The organism is Vibrio sp. MA40-2 (assembly GCF_047302445.1).
Classification (GTDB): domain Bacteria; phylum Pseudomonadota; class Gammaproteobacteria; order Enterobacterales; family Vibrionaceae; genus Vibrio.
This window is the reverse complement of record NZ_CP178627.1, coordinates 20,567-43,430: the sequence shown is the minus strand read 5'-3', so window position 1 is coordinate 43,430 and position 22,864 is coordinate 20,567. Positions and strand designations below refer to the sequence as shown.

The window sequence follows — 22,864 nt, the reverse complement described above, 5'->3', positions numbered from 1 at the left end:
CAGTTATATGAAATTCTTATCAAGATGATAATTATAATTAATTTCTCTTATTTGGTCGACAGATTTAGCATAGACGCTTAATCAATTAGGAGAATTATTATGTCGTCTACTGTCGTTGTTGGTGCCAATTGGGGTGATGAAGGAAAAGGACGTATTGTCGATTTTTTAGCAACGGATGCATCTGCAAGTATTCGTTTTCAAGGTGGTAATAATGCGGGCCACACCGTCGTAAATGATTTCGGCACCTTTAAACTGCATCAATTGCCAAGCGGCATTTTTAATCCTGATTGTATTGCCGTATTAGGTCCAGGTATGGTAATTAGCCCAGCAGCGTTGAGCGAAGAAATAGCAGAAGTGCAAGCAACAGGGGTTGAAGTAAAACTGTGCGTATCTGACCGAGCAACCTTATGTCTACCTTTACATGCACTAGAAGATACCTTAGAAGAGCAGCGCTTAGGTGATGCAGCTTACGGCTCAACTCGTCAAGGTATTGCCCCTGCTTATGGCGATCGTGTGATGAAAAAAGGTATTTTAGTAGGATGGTTAAAGCAACCAGAAATTCTACAACAGCGCATTCAATTTATGCTTGATTGGAAAATGCCGCAACTTAAAGCCCTTTACCCAAGCTGTGATTTCAATCAAAGCGCGGCTGAAATGACCCAATGGCTGCTAGACGTAACAGAAACATGGCGTCCATTTATTTGCAACGTTACCGAACCGCTTAAAGCACTACAGAAAAAAGACGCCAACTTGTTGTTTGAAGCCCAGCTAGGGGCAGGTCGTGATTTGACTTATGGCGAATATCCTTGGACCACCTCTTCAAACGTCACCGCAGCTTATGCAGGTATCGGCAGCGGTTTACCTGCGCTGCGACCAGAACGTGTCATTGCAGTCGCTAAATCATTTAGTTCTTCTGTAGGGACAGGCACCCTTGTTACAGCAATGGAAGAGCAAGATAACTTCCGCGAAAGTGCCAATGAGTTTGGTGCAACTACCGGTCGCCCGCGTGATATGGGATATTTTGATGCAGTTGCAACACGTAATGGTGTAGAACTACAAGCAGCAACTGAAATCGCGCTAACTAAAATAGACTGCCTATCAGGAATGCAAGAATTAAAAATCTGTGTGGCTTACGAAGGTGAGCATACCGAAAACCCTATTTGGCCTCAAACCGCTGCTCTCACTCCTGTGTATGAAGAAATGCAAGGTTGGAGCGAAGACATAACCGGATGTCGTACTTTTGAAAGCTTACCAAAAGCTGCGCAAGATTACGTAACTCGAATAGAACAATTGATGGGTGTACCAGTCATCATGGTTTCCGTCGGTCCAGAAAGAGATCAAATGATCATCCGCGCTTAAAACTGTTAATTATTTATTAACCGATTAAATTAGTAGATAAACTGGTTACTTTGCCGGTAATTATTGCAAATAAGCAATATTGGAATAAGTAGAATTTCGCGATAAATCCTATCGATGAAGGCAAAGTAACCAGTATTAAGCTAACTTTTCTCACAGCTTAACTACCTAAACAACCACCACAGCCGAAACATGTCGGCTATTTCTATTGGGTCTGTCCTCTTAACCTTTAAGCACTTCTGTTGGGTCTGTCCCTTTAACCTTTAAGCATTTGTTGGGTCTGTCCCTTTAACCTGTCCCGTTAAGCAATGGGTCTGTCCTCTTAACGTGCATGGCTGAAACTATGCTACGACAACTATTCTCATTTGCGAGTAACAATCAACAATGCTAGAATTCTGAAAAAATCGCTTCGTATAATCCCAATGATATGGTTTGGGAGTTTCTACCAAGGGCCTTAAATCCTTGATTATGAAGTCTGTAACTTTATTTACCCCTAATAAAGGTAGAGGCTCATGAACTATTTAAACTTACCCAAAATCGATCTTCACTGTCATTTAGACGGCAGTGTTCGCCCACAAACAATCATCAATCTCGCGTCGCAACAAGGTATCACTTTACCAAGTAATGATATTGATATTATTCGAACCATGATGATTGCTCCAGAAACCTGTCAAAGCCTTGACGAATATCTGAAACGATTTGAACTGCCGCTGTCAGTGATGCAAACCACTAATGGCATTGAACAAATTTCATTTGAACTGTTTGAAGATGCGGCAAAGGAAAATGTCAAATATCTGGAAGTTCGTTTTGCGCCCTTATTGCACTTACAAAATGGCTTAACGCTCGATCAAATTATTGCTAGTGCCGTTGCCGGTATGAAACGTGCCGAGTCGCATTATGACATCAAAGGCAATTATATTTTGTCCGTTTTACGTCATATGGCAAAAGATAGAGTGAACGACGTTATCGATGCTGGTGAGAAGTACTTAGGCCAAGGGGTAGTCGCCTTTGATGTGGCAGGAAGTGAGTTACCGGGGTTCTGTCATGAATTTGTTCCTTATGCCCAATATGCACGTGATAAAGGCTACCGCATTACGATTCATGCTGGAGAACAAGGCGATGGGCAAAATGTGCATGATGCAGTTTCATTACTCAATGCAGAGCGAATTGGTCACGGAATCGGCATTAACGCGCATCCAGAGGCTTATAGCCTGGTTAAAACTGAAGCAACAGTGCTAGAAACATGTCCAAGCAGTAATATTCAAACTAAAGCAGTGGATGCACTAAGCCACCACCCTATCGAAGCTTTTTATCGAGATGACGTACTGGTGACTATCAATACTGATAACCGTACCGTTTCAAACACAACAATGACGGCAGAAATACAAAAAGTGATCGAACAATTTAATCTTAGCCACCAAGATTACGTTAGAATTTACCAAATCAGCGTACATAATTCATTTGCTTCAGAAACAGTAAAACAACATTTGCTCACATTGATAAAATAATCATGCGCCAAGTCGCATTGTATAGAGTGAACGTTCGTTTTTAAACGTTCACTCTAGCTAACTGATAAGACCAACTCTAATTAAGTTTAACTAGCCTACTGCGACTGTTGTAACAATCAATTAATTCTAAACTGAACACAATTTCGACCACATTTTTTAGCCTCAAGCAAGGCATGGTCAGCCTCTTTTAGCATTTCCTCGTAACTTTCAAAAGTGACCCCACCAGCAACACCTATGCTGGTGGTTATGGTTAAGCCTGATTCTATATGATCATAGTTTTCGTGCTCTATCGCCACACGTACGTTATTAAAGAAGCTCTCTGGCTCGTTCCCTAAATACAATAAGGTAAACTCTTCTCCTCCCCATCGGGCAACATGCTGATGATCATCGGCATACTGATTTAACACCGACGCGATCGACACCAAAGCTTTATCTCCAACCAGATGTGAATAATGATCATTAATAATTTTAAAGTTATCGATATCTAAAATAGCCAAATAAAGCGGCTGAGCGTTAGCTTTGGCACTGTCGAATATTTGCTGTAAATTAACATCAAATGCCCGTCTGTTTGCTAACCCAGTTAACGCATCTTCATTAGACATCTGCTCAAATTTTTGTGATTGTAACAGTAGCTCTTGAGTTTGCAGATTTACCTGTTCTTTTAATTCCATCTCACTCTTTTTCAGCCGGTTAATACGCCAACGAACAACTGACACAATTAAGACTGCAACGATAAACAGTGCCACGAAAATCACTTCGGCACGCTGCCAAAACATCGGTTCTACTGTGAATTTATATAAAGAAGGTTGTTGGTACCAATCACCATATGGTGAGCGCACATTCACAAATAACCGATACTCACCCGGCGATAAGTTAGTATAGTCTGCTGTAGTCGAATTACCTCGATAAACCCATTCATTGTCAAACCCCTCTAAACGTGTCCTATATTGCAATCGCTCAGGAAACACATAACTAAGGCCGATATAAGAGAATGAGATACGATCAGTTCCCGCAGGAACAATATTAGTCTTATCCGAGTTAATCGCCTGCATATCAAATGCTACCGACTCAAGCACCAATGGAATAATATGATCTTTATTATTAGAGAGATCTTGGGGTTGAATCGACGATACCCCTTTTGCTGTTGCAAAATAGAGTCGACCATCTGGCATTTTGACCGCAGCAGGGTTGGATCCACCATTAGCCTGACTGCTAGACATACCATTGTTTTCAGAAAAATGTTCGAATTGTATCCACTGAACTGCACCGTCTGCAATTTCATGAGCTTGACGATAACTCATTTTCCATAAACCACGATTACTGGATAACCAAAAATTCTCCTGTTCATCGAGCAACACTTGGAAAAATTTATCCAATGGTAACCCTTGTGGGCGACCAATTAGTGCAACCGTTTGGTCACTTTGTCGATAGCGCACCACACCTCTATCCGTCGCTATCCACACATAACCAGGCTCAACAAAAAAACCAAACGCGTACTGAGCACCTTCCAGCGCATCTAAATCTAATTGCACAAACGTTTCATCATTCCAATAACCAACGCCAACGCCAGTACCAACCCAAATATGACCGAGTTCATCCTCTGCCAGCGCCATTATATAGTCATTGCTCAGGCCATCTTTCGCTTCGGTAAAATGATAAATATTGCCATTGGCCGCTTTTTTCACCAAGCCTTTAGGCGTACCTATCCATAAGTTTGCTTGACTGTCTTCTAATATCGCTCGAACTTCGTTGGTTGGCAGATCCGTTGTATCGTCCATTACAGTATCAACCATGCCATCTTTCCAATAGAGCAAACCGTGTTGATACGTGCCAACCCAAACGCCATTGTCTTGTTTACTTTTGGCAAGGCTGAGTACCGATAAAGGACGGGTTGTCTTTAAAGCAGATTCTATCTTATCTCCTTCAATCAAACTTAACCCGGTACTACTTCCAACTAACAACTGTTGATTATTCAACGCCAAAACTGTACGTACATAATCGCCAATGAGCCCTTGTTCACTGGTAAGAGAATTAAATACTGAATTTCTGAGCCGTAACGCGCCACCATTGGTACCAACCCAAATATTACCTTCAAGATCTTCAAACCAAGAGAGAATACGGTTATTTGGTAAACCGTTATCAACATCAAGAAACTCCAGTTTGTCATGACCAACACGAGCAATACCCTGATTAATTGTCCCCAACCAATAGTTGTTATGACTATCTTGCTCAACCACCGTTACCATTGTATCCGCAAGCTCGGGTTCAATCATATGCAATGATTTACCATCCCAACGCCAAGCTCCACGGTTAGAGCCGATTAAAATGTCACCATTATTTGCGGTTGAAATGTATAGCACACGTTTAAAATCTACCGTGTCAATGCGATCAACCGAGTCGGCAGTAAAATGATAAAAACCATCATCAGTGGCAGCATAAATACCATTATGATTGTTGGTTAGCCGGTACACACTTCGGTCTTGTAACTTCCACTCTTCAGGCCCGTATACGCCTTCACTAATATACGGACGAAATAAAACCCCCATGCCTTCTATCGCAATCCAAAGGTTTTTCTCATCATCAACCAATATGTGATTGACCAAACTTGGCGTTTTAAAATAAGAACTCCAAAGCTTGCCTTGCCTAACCACCAAGCTTCCTCTCGCACCACCAACCCAAAGACGATTATCCGCATCCGACACTAGTGCGCGAGTTCCTGAATCAAGCATATGAGTATCTGGCCTGCGATCAAACAAGGTAAACTCTAACCCATTATAACGAACCACTCCTTCCCAAGTGGCAAACCATAAATATCCATCGCTAGTTTGAGATATCGCATTAATACTGTTGTGAGGCAGTCCATCATTAGATGTCCAAGTATCAACAAAATATGTCGATAAAGGTGCACTAAAAGCCGTTGTACCTAACAAGCACATACTCATTAACACTGCTTGCAGCAAACGCCGTATTGGTTGACCTATTTTCATCGACTCAATTCATTCCTTAAAATATGTTTAACTTATTACTTATCAAAACCCACATCATCAAGTCTTATTCTATAAAGTCAGCAAGATTGCAATTAAAAAGTAGTGGTACAAAAAGTACAATAGCTTTAAATATAACGATTTACCATGGTTAAAGAGGTTTTTTAGGCTATTCGTACGGTTAAAAGCTCTTTTAACCGTTTAGCGTGCTGATTATAGCCAAAAGTTCGGCTTTTGGTGATTGTTTGTATCGCACAGGCTCGCACTTTTAATCCTAACAAAGTGCTCAGATTAGATTGTGCTATCGGGACGCAGTGCTTATTATATTGTGACTTATTGTTATTGAGGTTTGTATGAAATCAACCATAACGTTACTTGTTAAACAGGCTCAAGCCAAGTTTGACTGGAAAACATTTAAACACATGGAGGGACACACACTTGATCAATTGATTTCTCAATTGAAACCTCTTTTTATTGATTCTTTGTTTAACTACTCTATTGAAAAGAAACAAGTAAAATCCACTAATGACCTACCCGAAGCATTTATTGTTGCAGATATTGATCCGGTTTACGTTCAACGAGTGGGAGTCAAACTGGTTAACGACAAGCACGAGCAAGTGGAAGCGTCATCGTTAGTCAATAAAGAAATTGTATTCATTGAAAGTTACCCTAAAATTCTACAGACCAAATCGTTCGTTGAGCTCATTTACCAACTCTTCCCTAAAGCGAACTTTTTCTTACTGGCTGCGGTACCATTTATTCTTATCCCTGCTTTTTATAGTAACTTATTTAACACTCGCTTAATTCATAACTCCCAAATCTCAACGTTGGTTTTTGTTACCACGGCGTTTATTATTTTATGGGGTTGCGAATACACCTTAAAACACTTTATTAAGCATACACACTTACGGAATGTGGAAAAAAGTTCTCTGAAAATAGAACGTTACCTTTTGTCTATCATGCCAAGTTTCAAGCAAAAAGATTGTTTAACTAAGATACGCATGGTGGAATCAAATCGTAAAGTAATTTGGGACCACCTACCTAGCTTACTGATGGATGGAACCAGCTTTTTGTTAGTCATGTTATTGCTGTTTCTGTTTATAGGTAGCTATGCTTTAGGCTTATTTGGTTTTTATATGGTGATCATTGCTGCATCAACCTACATGCGTTATCGCAATTACAAAGTGTTTCTGGAAGTAGAAGCGGCTCAACAGGATTTACTAAATGAGCGTATTTCCTACTATCGCAACAATAAACAGCTCCGCTTTTTAAATAATGAATCATTACTAAATAACTTTGAGCAGTCTTGTAAAAAATCTTTCAGTAGCGACCACAGCTTAGCCAGCTTTAATTTTAACTGGGACGAATTTGTTCGCATCAGTTCATTTTTGGCCAGTTTTGGCTTATTCATCGTTCTTTTTTATACCTCTAAATTCGATACCAGTATTTTTAATGTTCTGTTCGCTCTTCTTATTCTAAATGGCCGTGCCGCTTCCAGTGTCATCAGCTTTGTTACAAAAGTGTTCTTTGTCTTAATTTCTACTCACCACTTAAAACTGGCGGTGCAAGATCTGTTTGATAATTTAGAGCCTAAAATTGTTGCCAAAGGCTTACATATAGAGAGTATCAATAGTATTAGTCTGAAGGACGTTAACATCAATGTCGACCAGTCACCTTTATTGGTTCAAGTGAATCTTGAGTTAACAAAAGGCAATATTTACGGCTTTTTTGGCCAGATAGGTAGTGGTAAATCTACCCTAATGTCGACTATTGTTCAGTCTCATAGCGAGTACTCCGGAACCATTCTGTACAATAATTTTTATAATGGTGTCGATATCGACCCGCACGTTTTCTCAACTCAAGTTGTTTTTCTCGATCCGAGTTCAGAATTTATCCGCGGCAGTCTTTATTCCAATTTCTATATGCGCGGTGTAACCGATGTGAATAAAATCACTAAGATTTGTAGTTTGGTGTTTACTCACGCCACCATAGATTATGAATTTATTTTCCTTAAGGACATAAGCCAAATACCGATGTCGACCGGACAAAAACGCAAGTTGCTTATTTTAATGAGTGTGGATCCTGACAAGCGGTTGATTATTTTAGATGAAGCCTTATCTAATCTAGCCGCTGCAGATGTATCGGCATTATTACAATACATTAAGCAAGAAGCACCACAAGCCATTCTACTTATCGTCTCCCACGATAAAGCTTTGTTAAATCAGTTACCTAACTTATTTGAGATAAAAGATCAGCGCTTGATTAAGCAAAAAAACTCTATCGTTAAAATTAAGTAATTAACTAGAAACACCGATTAATTCGAACATACCACTAGTTAAAAAAGGCCAGTCACTGTTAAGTGACTGGCCTTTATATTAGATATTTACCTTAAATAAGATTGACCTTAAATATCAGTATCTACCTGCGTTTCGTTTCCAGCAACATCGGTAATAGTGATAACTACGTCGGCAGATGAATCACTGTCGACACCACTGGTATCAACGGTCGCCGTTCCTTCACTACTATCATAATCATAATCAACATCCAATTCAGTACCGTCTTGTAGCAATGCCGTAATGGAACTGATTCCGCTGTTTTCTGAAGAAGCATCCTCTCCAGAACCATCCTCAACACTGAAAGTAATCGAAGAGGAACCATTGCCATCATCGCTCTTCGCCACGTTATCGTAACTCGGTGGCGTGGTGTCAACATTAATCGTACCTGTTACCACATCATCAGAGCTATTACCTGCGCTATCTGTAATGTCAATTGAGTAATCATGGTTACCATCATCTAATGGTTGACCTAGCGTAATACTCCATGCTCCGTCATCTGCTGCGGTCACTTGATAGGTTTCATCTGCAATTGTTAATGATACTGAAGCCCCGCTTTCTGTCGTGCCTTCAAATGTCGGTTGATTATCATTAGTCCAATCACCATCGTTAAGGTCACCGCTATCATCAGTTGATCCGCTGGTCACATCATCGTAAATGCTAAAGCTAACCAGTGTTGGGTCAACCGTATCCACCTCCAATAATACGTCCAAATTATCGAGACTATTGCCGGCTATATCGGTCGCGGTGATGTCTACTGTGTAAGTACCATCGTTGTCGATTAAGCCAAGTTCATCAGCCGTTACACTCCAACTGCTATCAGCATCAACATCATTAAGGGTGTAATCCACTACACCATCGCCATTATAATCAAAAGTCAACGTGACCGCTTCATTAGTGGTTCCTGATATTTGATTTAACTCAGTAGACAAAGAAATCACAGGATTGGTACTGTCCACTGTAACCTGTGTTGCTAAAGCAACCTCTGGCAATGCCTCTCCGCCGCTAGTGAACTCTTGCACTTTAATCGTATCGGCGCTGTAAGTGCCATCCGTCAGTTCGAAACTGTTACCCGAACCAATATACCAAGTAGTACCACCGTCAACCGAATATCTCCAACTGTTGCCGTCGGTCACATTCGATACCGTGATCGTGCCATCTGAGGTTACGTTATCACTATTGCTTGACCCTGTATCGCTCGCCAGTGCGATCGCGATAGTTGAACTGTTCTCCACGACAGTAATTGACGATAGAACCGTATCGGTACTGTTGCCTGCACTGTCAGTTACTGTGACCGTTACATCGCTGTATTCGCCTGCACTCAAATCAAAACCGATACCTGAGCCAGCAATTGGGCCGGTTACTGTTCCGTTTAAGGTGTAGCTGTATGTCCATGAAGCCGTATCGTCTGGCAATGCCACATTAACGGTACCGTCAGTAGTAATGTAATCGCCAGATACCCCTGTGTCTTCAGCCAGTGTTACCGTCGCCGCGGATGGCGCGATAGTGTCAATGGTGATCTCGGAACCAAAAGAAACGGTGGCGACAGTATCGCCGCTGCTACTGATCTCTTGTACTTTAATCGTATCGGCGCTGTAAGTGCCATCCGTCAGTTCGAAACTGTTACCCGAACCAATATACCAAGTGGTACCACCGTCAACCGAATATCTCCAACTGTTGCCGTCGGTCACATTCGATACCGTGATCGTACTATCTGAGGTTACGTTATCACTGTCGCTTGACCCTGTATCGCTCGCCAGTGCGATCGCGATAGTTGAACTGTTCTCCACGACAGTAATTGACGATAGAACCGTATCGGTACTGTTGCCTGCACTGTCAGTTACTGTGACCGTTACATCGCTGTATTCGCCTGCACTCAAAGCAAAACTGATACCTGAGCCAGTAATTGGGCCGGTTACTGTTCCGTTTAAGGTGTAGCTGTATGTCCATGAAGCCGTATCGTCTGGCAATGTCACATTAACGGTACCGTCAGTAGTAGTGTAGTCGCCAGATACCCCTGTGTCTTCAGCCAGTGTTACCGTCGCCGCGGATGGCGCGGTGCTATCAATAGTGATCTGCGAATCTAAAGAAACGGTGGCGACAGTATCGCCGCTGCTACTGATCTCTTGCACTTTAATCGTATTGGCGCTGTAAGTGCCATCCGTCAGTTCGAAACTGTTACCCGAACCAACATACCAAGTATTACCACCGTCAACCGAATATCTCCAGCTATTGACGTCGGTCACACCCGATACCATGATCGTGCCATCTGAGGTGATATTATCACTGACGCTTGACCCTGTATCGCTCGCCAGTGCTATCGCGATAGTTGAACTGTTCTCCACGACAGTAATTGACGATAGAACAGTATCGGTACTATTGCCTGCACTGTCAGTTACTGTGACCGTTACATCGCTGTATTCGCCTGCACTCAAATCAAAACTGATACCTGAGCCAGCAATTGGGCCGGTTACTGTTCCGTTTAAGGTGTAGCTGTATGTCCATGAAGCCGTATCGTCTGGCAATGCCACATTAACGGTACCGTCAGTAGTAATGTAATCGCCAGATACCCCTGTGTCTTCAGCCAGTGTTACCGTCGCCGCGGATGGCGCGATAGTGTCAATGGTGATCTGCGAATCTAAAGAAACGGTGGCGACAATATCGCCGCTGCTACTTATCTCTTGTACTTTAATCGTATCGGCGCTGTAAGTGCCATCCGTCAGTTCGAAACTGTTACCCGAACCAATATACCAAGTGGTACCACCGTCAACCGAATATCTCCAATTGTTGCCGTCGGTCACATTCGATACCGTGATCGTACTATCTGAGGTTACGTTATCACTGTCGCTTGACCCTGTATCGCTCGCCAGTGCGATCGCGATAGTTGAACTGTTCTCCACGACAGTAATTGACGATAGAACCGTATCGGTACTGTTGCCTGCACTGTCAGTTACTGTGACCGTTACATCGCTGTATTCGCCTGCACTCAAAGCAAAACTGATACCTGAGCCAACAATTGGGCCGGTTACTGTTCCGTTTAAGGTGTAGCTGTATGCCCATGAAGCCGTATCGTCTGACAATGCCACATTAACGGTACCGTCAGTAGTAATGTAATCGCCAGATACCCCTGTGTCTTCAGCCAGTGTTACCGTCGCCGCGGATGGCGCGGTGCTATCAATAGTGATCTGCGAATCTAAAGAAACGGTGGCGACAGTATCGCCGCTGCTACTGATCTCTTGTACTTTAATCGTATCGGCGCTGTAAGTGCCATCCGTCAGTTCGAAACTGTTACCCGAACCGATATACCAAGTGGTACCACCGTCAACCGAATATCTCCAACTGTTGCCGTCGGTCACATTCGATACCGTGATCGTGCCATCTGAGGTTACGTTATCACTATTGCTTGACCCTGTATCGCTCGCCAGTGCGATCGCGATAGTTGAACTGTTCTCCACGACAGTAATTGACGATAGAACCGTATCGGTACTATTGCCTGCACTGTCAGTCACCGTGACGGTAACGTTGCTGTATTCGCCTGCACTCAACACAAAACTGCTACCTGAGCCAGCTGTTGGGCCAGTTACTGTTACTGCATCGTTTAAGGTGTAGCTGTATGTCCATGAATCCGTATTGTCTAGCAATGCCACATTAACGGTACCGTTGGTAGTAATGTAGTCGCCAGATACCCCCGTGTCTTCATCCAGTGTTATTGTCGCCGCGGATGGCGCGATAGTGTCAATGGTGATCGCCTCAGCAGATTGGGTTGCTTCACTCTCATTACCATTTGCATCCACTTGTTTAACGACAATATCGCCTATTTGGTACTCGGCATCTGGTAACTCAAATGTAGCACTGTATGACCCATCACCGTTTGACGTTCGAGTTGTTGAGCCTATTAACCAAGTATCCCCACCATCAACAGAGTACAGCCAATTGTGCTGGTCCGATACTATACCGGACACCGTCACTGTCGATTCATTTGTTTCACCAGGACTGCTGAATTCAGTTTCTTCGGGAAGCTCTAGAGTAAGTGCTGCAACAGTAGATGAATAATCAACCGTCATGTATTCGGTCGTTTGATTACCATAACTGTCAGTAATTACAAATTCGATTTGATACGTACCGTCTTCCACAGAAGCAAAACTGATGGCTTCGTTACCAGAGTTATCAAGCGTAACTTCAATCGATTCAGCTACCGCAATATTGTCTAATAATAATGTAGCAACAACTGTTACACCGGTAGTACTGGATGATGCGAACGTTACCGTAAATGTATCATCGTTCGTAGAATAACTATTTGTTGTGGCACCTTCTTCACCGTCATTGAGGACGTAAGTAAGTTCACTGTCCGCAATAGTGGTTTTTACATTGAAGCTTCCATCATCAGCCGCTTGTTGGTTTCCTGCCGAATCTTCGATGTACAACGTATAACTGTATTCTCCATCTGAAATATCGGATAAATCAATTGACCAGTTACCTGTGCTGCCGCTTTCAGTAAAGTCCACACTATCAGACATGTTGGAATCATCATCTGCTCGAATAATATAACTCGTATCAGTTCCAGTTTCTGAATTGCTAACCACCAAAACCACTTTATTGTAATTATCGTCATCAAGATTAATCGAACCTGTTAACTGTATATGGTCTTCACCCGTCGTTGAACCAGAAGAAATAATACTGGATGAGTCACTCTCATCCACTTGGTTAATCGTAACTAAAGTATCAGACTCATCCACATTAGGTGCTTGTGTATCAATAACGAACGTGCCGGTTTCACTGGTGGTATTTCCTACACTGTCTGTTACGGTAACCGTAAACTCATAAGAGCCATCGGTTAATTCATCAGCACCATTACTAACAGTAAAGTTACCATTTGCATCTACCACAACGGTCAAATCATTGGTTGTGTAACCAGTAGAGTCGCTCGTATTGGTTAGCGCAACGTCAACGGTAGCATCCGCTTCTGCAACACCACTGATAAGAGCACCGGTTACCGTTTCTGCATTGAAGTATTCGTCGCCATTTTCCTCATTACCTAAAACCTCTAAATCGGTTATTGCAACCTCGGTATCAACAATAATATCTATCGAATCAGTACGACCGGAAGAATCAATCACAAACTGGTAACCATCAGCTAAGTCCTCAAGATCAAGTCCTGTATTGATAATTGTCCAAGTACCTTCAGCATCAGCAGTTCCAGATTGGTAATAAATATCATCACCATTTTGATCGGTAACTGCATTACCATCAGCATCGGCAAGATACACAATATAATCATCATTTGGCGATGATGTACCACTGAGAGCTAAAGTGAAACCAGAAGTAACCTCACCATTAATAACCAGTTGTTCATTGCCCTCGTCATCAGTAGTCACAACCAAAGAATCTGTTGAAGATTCATCAATATCAATGCTCACTGTGGTTGGTTTAATCGTAATTGTTCCATCAGAAAGCGACTGATTACCCGAAGTGTCGGTTGCCTTAATTTCATAAGAGTAAGGCGTATCCGAGGCGGCAAGTGTAATGTAATAACTATATTCACCTGCGCTGCCCACAGCAACATCATGCCACTGTCCAGCTATATAAATTTCAAGCGTTGCGGTACTATCATCGACCGAGCCTTCAATTATTACCGTGTTGTAATATGTTGTTAGTGACGGTGCTGCGTCTCCGGTGCCATTACTGGAGTCGATAACATCATAATCACTAAGGTCATCCGAATCAGTTGATGAAAGTGCAATCGTGGATAACTCTGGTGGCGTCACATCAACGGAGAAAGTAACCTCTACTCCACTACTCTGATTGGTACCTTGAGCATCTTCCGCCGCTTTAACCGTAAAGGTGTGCGTCCCTGTATCAAGTCCAGTTTCAAATTCGTAAGTCCAAACCCCGTTACCATCAGCGTTTGTGGTACCAACAACGTTGTTCTCACTATCATAAATAGTGATAACAGCATTATCATCAGCCACGCCGGTTAAGGTAGGAGTCGCATCGCTGGTAATACCATCGGAATCGCTATCTGAGCTAGCAGATAGCACAGCCGTGGTGCTTATAGTGTTGTCGTAATTTAAGGTTTTCTCAAATGTCGTTTGGTTACCATTTTCATCTGTGGCAGTGAATACTAAAGAATATTCACCAAACGAATCGGCTTGTTCCGTGTTTAAATCGGCTAATAAGCCAACAACGTCTAGACTAAAGCTGCCATCGGCGTTTAAGGTGATATCCGACGAATAATCAGTACCATTCACAGTAACAGTGAGAGAATTTAAGTTGTTGTTCGCATCCTCTATTTTACCATTAATGACCATCTGAGTTTGTGAGCCCACAACCCACCATTCAGCATCACTTTCATATTGATCAGCGACAACCGAGTCCTCTGTGTTTTCATCTGCGGTTAACGTTATAGACGTGAACACAGGGTCAGTAGAGTCATAATTGACCAGATATTTGTCACTATGCTCACTTTCATTGCCTGCATAATCGGTCGCGGTATAACTGTAGTAATACTCACCCTCTAATATATCTGTATCTGTACTACCTGAACCAATATCTAACTGCCAAGCTCCACTATCATCAGCGTTGGTACTAAGAGTATAAACAGTGCTGACACCGTCATCTCCCGTTGAAGTGAAGTAAAACGTGATTGTGGCATTCGCTTCTGCTGTACCAGCAAAAACAGCTTCTTCATTTATGAAATAAAGAGCCTCATTATCGGCGCTAACCGCTAGGTTATCGATGGTCTCAAGTTTAGGGGCTTCAGGCACCACATTATCAACCGTGACCGTATTGGATAAGGATTTACTCAATCCATTCTCATCTTCCACATCGATAGTATAGGTGTACTCTCCATCATCTAAGCCAGTAAAGTTTATCGCCCACTGCTGAACTCCATCGGTACTGCTTGAATCAGTTAACGAGAAACTATATAAATCTGAATCAATATCGTTACCAGACCCATCTTTTACGGTGATGCTAACATCATCAGTACTAATATTGTCGTCCATTGCCCCTACAGCACTAAAAGACTTCTGCTGAGTATAATAATCCGACGTTCCGCCTCCCTGGTATCGTCCGTCTATTGTTTCCCCAGTATTTTGCTGTTGGGAATCAACACCTTCATATTGAGTGAAGGAAAGTTCCACTGGATCAATAGTGAAGGTTTGTAGTCCATCATCGGTAGTAGAAACAGAGTCCTCGCTTTGATTACCAGCAGCATCAGTCACCGAAATGCTATATCCAAAGGTTGTTGTTTGGTCAACATCAAGGTCTACTTCTGCAGCCCAAGTGTTGTTACTTAAAACCGTGGCAGTCACCGTTTTAGCAACACCACCAGACACTCTATTGCCTTCGCTATCTATTTCATAAACATTAACCGTGACAACTGAGCCTTCTTCTATTTCATCAGTGTTGTTTGTAAGACGACCACTGATATATATACTTTCAGCAGAGGTAATATAATCACCCGCTTGACCGTTATCATTAGAAGTATCGGAAGTAACATCATACAATGGCGTGACTCGTACAATGTCACTAGCGTTAGGCGCTGTAGTGTCAACAACAATATTTTCAATACTTTCTGTGGCCTGATTGCCCATATCGTCTGTGGCAGTGATAGACGCGGTATAAGTACCAGAAGGCAAATTACTGGTCACAGCTGCCTGCCACGTACCGTCCGAATCAACTTCCGTGCTGATGCTAGTATATACGTCACCATTGGAATCAAGAATATTCACTTCGACTATTGCGCCAACTTCGCCTTCTCCTTGGAATACAGGAGTTTGGTCATAAGTTATCTTGTCACTATCATCGCTGCCGGTATCACTATCGGCGTCCAGACGTACATTACTTAGTTCAGTTTGCGTATCTAATACAAAGTAACCCGCATCAACAGTTTGACCGCTCACTTCCGGTGTCTCAATCGTGACATTTGTGGCGTTATTGCCTGCCGTATCGGTAGCGGTTACTTCATATTTATATTGAGCTTCTCCATTGGCATCCACTTCTAACATATCTACTTCTACTGTCACAGTAGCGACACCGTTGGCGTTTAGGCTAGCAGTACCCATTTCTACACCATCGACATAATAGGTCGCGGTGTTAATTGGCGTATCGTTAGCGACTATCTCAACTTCATAGCTATAATTAATATCTGCGTCGTCTAGATCGGTAATAGTTAAGATAACCGTTGTGCCCGCTTCTGCCGAAACGGTAAACACAGGGCTAGACTCACCGAGTACTGGCACAGTATAGTCATTGTTACCGTCGGTCACTGTTGTGGTAGCAGTTGATAGATCTTTAAGTTGTTGCTGTAAATCAGTATCGGTTTCATCCGCCCATGTATCATCTTCAACCGATAGATCTGGTTCAAGCTCAACCGAAACAATTTCAGGCCCAGTCATATCAATGATGACTTCCGACTCAACACTGCTGCTGTTTCCAGCGCCATCTTCTGACGTCACGGTATAAGTGTAAGTGCCATCAGTTAATTCTGTTGCGCCGTTTTCAAGTAAACTGATAGTCCATGATCCATCCTCCGAGTCGGCATAGGTTGTATAACTATTACCATCAATCACGATGGTAACCAAACTTCCGTGCTCTGCAAAACCAGTGAAAGTCGGCGTTGGATTACTGGTGATGTTATCGTCTATGTTGCCACTATCGGTATCGCCACCATGATCAAGGAAATCGGTATCATCGCCAAATGTGTCGTTGGTAGGTGCGTCTGGCGCGGTAGTATCTAGTGTAATAGCAAGACCATTACCTTCGGAATCGACCGTTTGAGTGGTGGTGTTTCCGGCTAGATCAGTCAGGATCACTTCATAAGTATAAACACCATCACCTGTAGCAGATAAATCAATATCGGCTGTCCAGTTGTTACCATCGATAACCCCGTCAAACGAAACATCGGTTAATTCTGTTGTTGTTCCATCCGTTGCAGTCACAGATAAAACAACCACTTCAACACGACTAATTAACGTTACTGGTTGATCATCAATAGTGACCACTTCATCGGCAGAAAACGATCCTTCAATGGTTGGTGTGGTTGAACGCGTCACATTGTCATTGCGATCAGCATCATCTGTGTCGGTGAAAGTTGCAGCAGCACTGTCAGATTCAAAGGTTAAACCTTGCACTGTCGCGGCTTCTGGGCTGGTCTCGTCAATCACAAAATCATAATTTGTGCTTGCTTCAGTAGAAGAAAGTATCGCGTCTTCACCATCGATCGATGTGGTTAGAACGATACCTTCGTTGCTAATAGTTTTTGTAACGCCTTTCGAGTTAGTGGAACTAATTTGATATTCGTAGCCCGTGCCATCAACCAAAAAGGCTTGTTGCTCATCGGTTAAGGTATACGTCCAATTACCATCGTTATCTATGGCAATATCATCAATCGTTATCACCGTTCCGCTACTATCACTGATGGTGATAGAAACGCTGCTGTTTTCTTCACCAGTACCAGTAAAGGTGATATCAGTTGAATTTATATTGCTTGAATCGACACTGGTATAATTGTATGCATCGTCAACGCCTGAATCGGAACTGGTTGTCAATTCGCCAGTTAAACTGTTTTCGATTGAAACAGTAAACGTCTTGGTTTCACTATTGGTTATATTGCCCGCACTATCAACTACCGTAACTGAATAACTGACTTCACCTTCAGCAAGATTAATGCTATCTGTGTCGCTACCGCTAGTGATATTTTCAAGGTCAGATAGATTAATCTCCCAATCTGTTTGACCTTTTTCAACTTCTACATCAAGGTTATAGGTGTTGTCTTCGCTATCGGTTACGGTAAGCGTAACGGTCACGGCGTTGGCATCATCTACTTTACCTTGGAAAATTGGGCTGCTATCGGCAGTGAAATCATCCACAACGGTATCTGAAACCATATCAAATTCCGTAACCGTCGCTTGAGTCGTATCTATTTCAAAAGTACTGTCGTTCGTTGGCGTGATCGAGGAGGTATTGCCAGCAATATCGGTCATGGTGATAGCGTAAGAATAACTACCATCAGTTAAACCGTCGAACGAATACTCGCTACTAGAAGTATCTATTTGCCAGGCATTGTCACCATCTGATTCGACCCGAGTGGTGAATGTTTTAACCACAATGTCATCACTCGCTGCAACTACTTGGCTGATGGTTAACGTAATAAGCGCACCTGCCTCGCCATAACCCGCAAAGGTTGGTTTGGTATCGCTACTTATTTGGTCTGAATTGCTGTTGCCAGTATCGTTATCTGCTGTGTGTATATAACCTTCACTGGTCATTTCATTAACTGTACGGTCAATTTCAAATGATAAGTTATCGGTGCTACCCCCACCGTTTTCTTCCGTTAGCACGGTGACGTTGCCAGAAGCATCGACGGCAATCACTTGGTAAGTGTACTCGCCTTCACCAAGCGCGGAATTCGTTAACATATCATCAACTGAGACATCCCAGTTATATGTACCCGACGAGTTCGCACTATCACTTATCGTGCCAGAATAGATAAGGTTAGCATCATCATTCGCCAACGTTTCTATCTCTGAAAGATTAGATGTTGATGTGATCAAGTTACTACTGTCTTCTGCTAACAAAGGCGTGTTATCAACGGTAACCAACTGTACATAAATAGCCACACCATCAGTAACGGTGCCCTCTAACGTTGGTGCTTGGTTGGTAATATTATCCTGATTTTCTGATGAAATATAATTAGGATCATCACTAGCGACACTGGTTGAGTCGGTATCATCACTCACACCAGAAGCAGTAACAACGCTTTGAGTTACATCATAAACCACGTCACCCTGAATGGTTTTTTCGTTCCCTGCTGCGTCACTTGAGGTAATGCTGTAGTGATAAACGCCTTCATCTTCAAGATTATCTTGGTCTGCTAGTGTGAGAGTCCAATCCTCTAAAGTTCCATCACTGTCGTTATCAATAATAATGGTTTCGCTGTATGAATAACCGTTATCATTGGTGATAGTGACGGTGACACTATCACCATCTTCTGCTTTGCCATTAAAGCTTAATGCGCCATTATTGGTGGTGGTATCTGGCATGGTTACAATCACTGCGCCAGCGTCATCTTCAACCGTAACGGCAGAATCACTGCTGTCGATCTGATTAGCGTCAACTTCACCCGTTAATTCGTTGACTAAATCAACCGTAAAGCTCGACGTTTCTGATGTGCTGCTATTGCCGGCTTCATCTTCCATGACCACATAATATTGCCATTCACCTTGTGAAAGTTGCTGAGAATCTGGTACATCTATACGCCAATCACCGGCTTGAGCGATAGACTGAACAATCTCAATTGTTGTGCTATCAGTCAGGTTAGTGAGATAAAGTGTCATCTCACCAGTTTCGGTTGTTGTTCCTTCAATGCTTGGTGTTATGTCGTTGGTATAAGCATCTGAATTCGAGTCACCAGTATCACTTTCAGTAGCAAGGCCAGTCACTGTTACCGTTGCTGCGCTGGTATCGACGGTAAACTCTTTGGTTGGTAAAGTGGTGCTGTTATTGGCGATATCAATCAAGGTAATATCGTATTGGTAGTTACCATCCTCTAATCCAGAGCCAATAACCTCGCTGTACCCTTCGCTATTATTATCAATAACCCAAGTATAGGTGTCGTCGGTATTTGGATCGGAATCTTCAATTGAAGCGCGAGCCGTAATAGTACCAATCTCAGTTCGTGTTTGACCATCATCAGACACAGAGTAAAGCGTTAACTCGATAACAGCATTCTGTTCTGCTGTCCCTGTTAGGCTAACCAAACCAGAATTAACAACATCGTACTCAGTTCCATCGGTTTGGGTGACGTTAATTAAATCATCAACGTTAGCACTAGCAGTATTTTCGTCAAATTGACTGTCGATAGTAAAACTTAATACATCGTCGCTGCTTGCGTTCTCACTATTGAGCTCAACCGCAACTGCATCCTCTATGGTTACGCCGTCATAAGCAATGACTTTATAGTTGTAACTGCCATCGGCACTACCATCTTCTGCGACTAAATCGCTCAGCTCTACCGACCAACTGCCGTCACTGTTCACTTCAGTGGTATACGTATATTGTTGCTGTGACGTCTCATCTTGCGAAAGGTCAATCACGTTTCCGTCACTATCGGTATAATTGAGCAAGACCACAGAGACAAAATCAGCCCCGTCGGTTGTTGTCCCTTGTAGCACTGGATCTAAATTGGTGATGTTATCTTCATTTTCAGCCGTATAAGTTGTGGCATCAGCATTAGGTTCTGAATCCGACTCATCGGTCAAACCTGCCGAGGTAACCGTTACGGTAGAATTGGTTTTAACCTCAAAGTCCCCTTCATAGGTTTTGTTATTACCCGCTACGTCGCTAGAAGAAATCTTGTAGGTGTAATTGCCATCAGAAAGTTCACCGCTAGCAATTCCAGCCTTGATTAAGGCCTCTTTTGCTGTATCTGATCCTAAATCATAACTCCATGTGCCATCGGATTCGGCTGGTACGGTAGTCTCGAAAATAGCCGCACCATCTTGGTCTAAAATAACTAAAGTTACGAAGTCATCGTCCGCTTCAATTGTTCCGGAAAAACTCGGCGTACTGTCATTAGTTAAACGCTCAGGGTTAGTCCAGATAGGGTTCTCGTCGGTTGAATCAGTGCTATTGTAGTAAGCTGATTCATAGTCAATAACTTGTGCTCCAGAGTCCATCTCTGCGGTCATGTCATTTGCAGTATCTACTTCAAATGTTTGCGCAGCAGATTGTGCTGATGTATTGCCACTTAAGTCGGTTGCGTTAACGGTGTATTGATAAGCACCATCAGCCAATGCACTGAAATCAGTATCACTACCTAGATCATAGTCCCACGTCCAGTTGCCAGTGGTGCTGTCGTAACTGGTATCGATACCCTCAATGACAATTGCTGCACCTTCTATTGGATCGCCATTACTGTCAGTTGGGGTTACCGTTAATGTAACTGTGCCTTGCTCACTAATGGCACCTTCAAACGCAGGTGCGGTGTCGGCGGTAATGCCATCTGTCGCCAAATCGCCCGAATCCGCGCTCTCACTTAATGTAAATGACTCTATGTTTGGACCAGAAACGTCAATAATTATTTGCGTTTCTTCACCTTCGACAATCGTTTCTGTGTTACCGGCAATATCAGTGATATCTACCTTATATTGATACGTTCCGTTACTAAGCGATTCACTATAATCGTTGTCGTCAATGCTCCAAGTACCGCTATCGGAAACTGACACCGTAGCAGTAGCACTGACGTCTTCTGATACCACGCCAAATTGGTTAACTTGGTAAACATATACCGTGACGGTGGAGTCCGTCTCACCGGTACCGCTAAAGTCCAAGGTCTGATCACCAGTAACAGTATCACCATTGCTATCCACTTCTGTGTCAGATTGCAGTGTTGCAGTTTTAGGCGACACTTGGTTATCCAAAATGAATGTAAGATCATCATTTGATAAGGTTGTCGAGTTATTGCTCGCATCGGTTGCGGTTACGGTATAGCTGTATTCACCATCAAGTAACCCATCATCACTATCTAGACCTGTTAGAGTCACTTGCCATTGACCATCCGTTACCGTTGCCGTGTAAGTGTAGTCGTCAGCCTCTAATGGTGTACCGTCTTTGTCTACTAATGTTACGGTAACTAACATACCGTCTTCATTTTCAACAGTTCCTTCAAGTACAGGTGTAAGATTAGTGATATTGTCACTGTCTGATTCGCCAGAATCAGAGCCAGCAGTCAAACCAAGAGAAATAAGGTTACTTGGGTTACCTGTATCAAGAGTAAAGTCACCCTCGATATCGGTGTTATTACCCGCTAAATCACTTGACGTAAGTTGATAAGAATATGTTCCGTCTAGCGACAAAGCGCTATCAACATCAATAGACCAACCGCCGTTTACTACAGTAGCCGTAGTTGTGTACACTTGTGTGGTTTGGCTATCTTGCGTGTAGTAGATAGAAAGTGTAACGACATCGCCTTCTTCACCTGTTCCAGCAAAGCTTGGCGTTGCATCATTTGTGATACGGTCAGGTTGTTCGATTAAAATCGACCCGTTAGCTTGCTCGGTAGTGGTGGAATCTTCAATCGAATCTGGACTTCCAGACGTCATTTCTCCGTCAAGCTCGTTTTCAGTATCGATAGTAAATGTGTCGCTACTTTCATCATTCGCGAGGCTTTCATTGCCAACACTGTCGGTTGCTTTCACACTAATCTGATAATCGCCATCGGTCAGTTCGATTGAGTTGCCTTTACTGTCGACCGCTTCGGCTAAGTTAATCGACCAGTTACCGTCTTCATCTACTGTGGTGGTGGTAAATTCGAAGCTTTCTAGCAAATCACTTTGATCATCGAGCAAGCTAATTGTAACCGTCACTTCGGTTGCAATATTGGTATTACTGACCACACCTTGGAAGATTGGCGTGGTGTCATTGGTGTAATTGTCGTAGAAAGAATCGCCACTATCACTGCTAGTCGCCAGATCAACAGACTCGATCACTGGCAATTCTAAATCTAATTCAAATGCGCCTTCAATTATTTGTTCGGTCGTATTGGTAGTGGCGTCGGTGTTACTGTTACCCGCAACATCGCTAGTAGTCACTTGGTATATGTATTGCCCTGAATCTAGACCTAGATTGTTATAATCTTCAGCGCTAATACTCCACTCACCATTAGCATCAACGGTTTGTT

5 protein-coding genes and 1 riboswitch (1 of these 6 only partly in view) are annotated in these 22,864 nt (G+C 42.8%); of the genes, 3 read left to right on the top strand and 2 right to left on the bottom strand.

Annotated features, from left to right (window positions below; genetic code table 11):
* The first annotated feature begins 99 nt into the window (after positions 1-99).
* Positions 100-1,359 carry an adenylosuccinate synthase gene (locus ACLKML_RS00030; protein WP_413283059.1) on the top strand — a complete coding sequence of 420 codons (1,260 nt, stop codon included), beginning with the start codon at positions 100-102 and terminating at the stop codon, positions 1,357-1,359.
* 386 nt (positions 1,360-1,745) lie between these two features.
* A riboswitch (purine riboswitch) is annotated at positions 1,746-1,845 on the top strand.
* 23 nt (positions 1,846-1,868) lie between these two features.
* On the top strand, positions 1,869-2,864 hold the full coding sequence (gene add, locus ACLKML_RS00025) for an adenosine deaminase (protein ID WP_413283058.1): 996 nt from the start codon (positions 1,869-1,871) through the stop codon (positions 2,862-2,864).
* A gap of 116 nt (positions 2,865-2,980) precedes the next feature.
* Here the strand turns inward: add and ACLKML_RS00020 are convergent, their stop codons facing one another.
* Positions 2,981-5,851, bottom strand: a complete 2,871-nt coding sequence (locus ACLKML_RS00020) for a two-component regulator propeller domain-containing protein (RefSeq protein WP_413283057.1) — start codon at positions 5,849-5,851, stop codon at positions 2,981-2,983.
* Positions 5,852-6,201: 350 nt separating this feature from the next.
* On the opposite strand from ACLKML_RS00020, the gene ACLKML_RS00015 reads away from it, so the two are divergent.
* Positions 6,202-8,145, top strand: coding sequence for an ATP-binding cassette domain-containing protein (locus tag ACLKML_RS00015; protein WP_413283056.1), 1,944 nt, complete (start codon positions 6,202-6,204; stop codon positions 8,143-8,145).
* 107 nt (positions 8,146-8,252) lie between these two features.
* On the opposite strand, the gene ACLKML_RS00010 is transcribed toward ACLKML_RS00015, so the two are convergent.
* Positions 8,253-22,864: the 3' end of an Ig-like domain-containing protein gene (locus ACLKML_RS00010; protein WP_413283055.1), read on the bottom strand. 18,145 nt of this gene lie beyond the right edge of the window; the window shows 14,612 of its 32,757 coding nt (coding positions 18,146-32,757); its start codon lies off the right edge, out of view — the gene reads right to left on this strand; its stop codon occupies positions 8,253-8,255.

Excerpts from the sequence above, each read along its gene's own strand:
- ACLKML_RS00020 (WP_413283057.1), bottom strand. The coding sequence starts at position 5,851 with ATGAAAATAGGTCAACCAATACGGCGTTTGCTGCAAGCAGTGTTAATG.
- ACLKML_RS00015 (WP_413283056.1), top strand. The coding sequence starts at position 6,202 with ATGAAATCAACCATAACGTTACTTGTTAAACAGGCTCAAGCCAAGTTT.
- add (WP_413283058.1), top strand. The coding sequence starts at position 1,869 with ATGAACTATTTAAACTTACCCAAAATCGATCTTCACTGTCATTTAGAC.
- ACLKML_RS00030 (WP_413283059.1), top strand. The coding sequence starts at position 100 with ATGTCGTCTACTGTCGTTGTTGGTGCCAATTGGGGTGATGAAGGAAAA.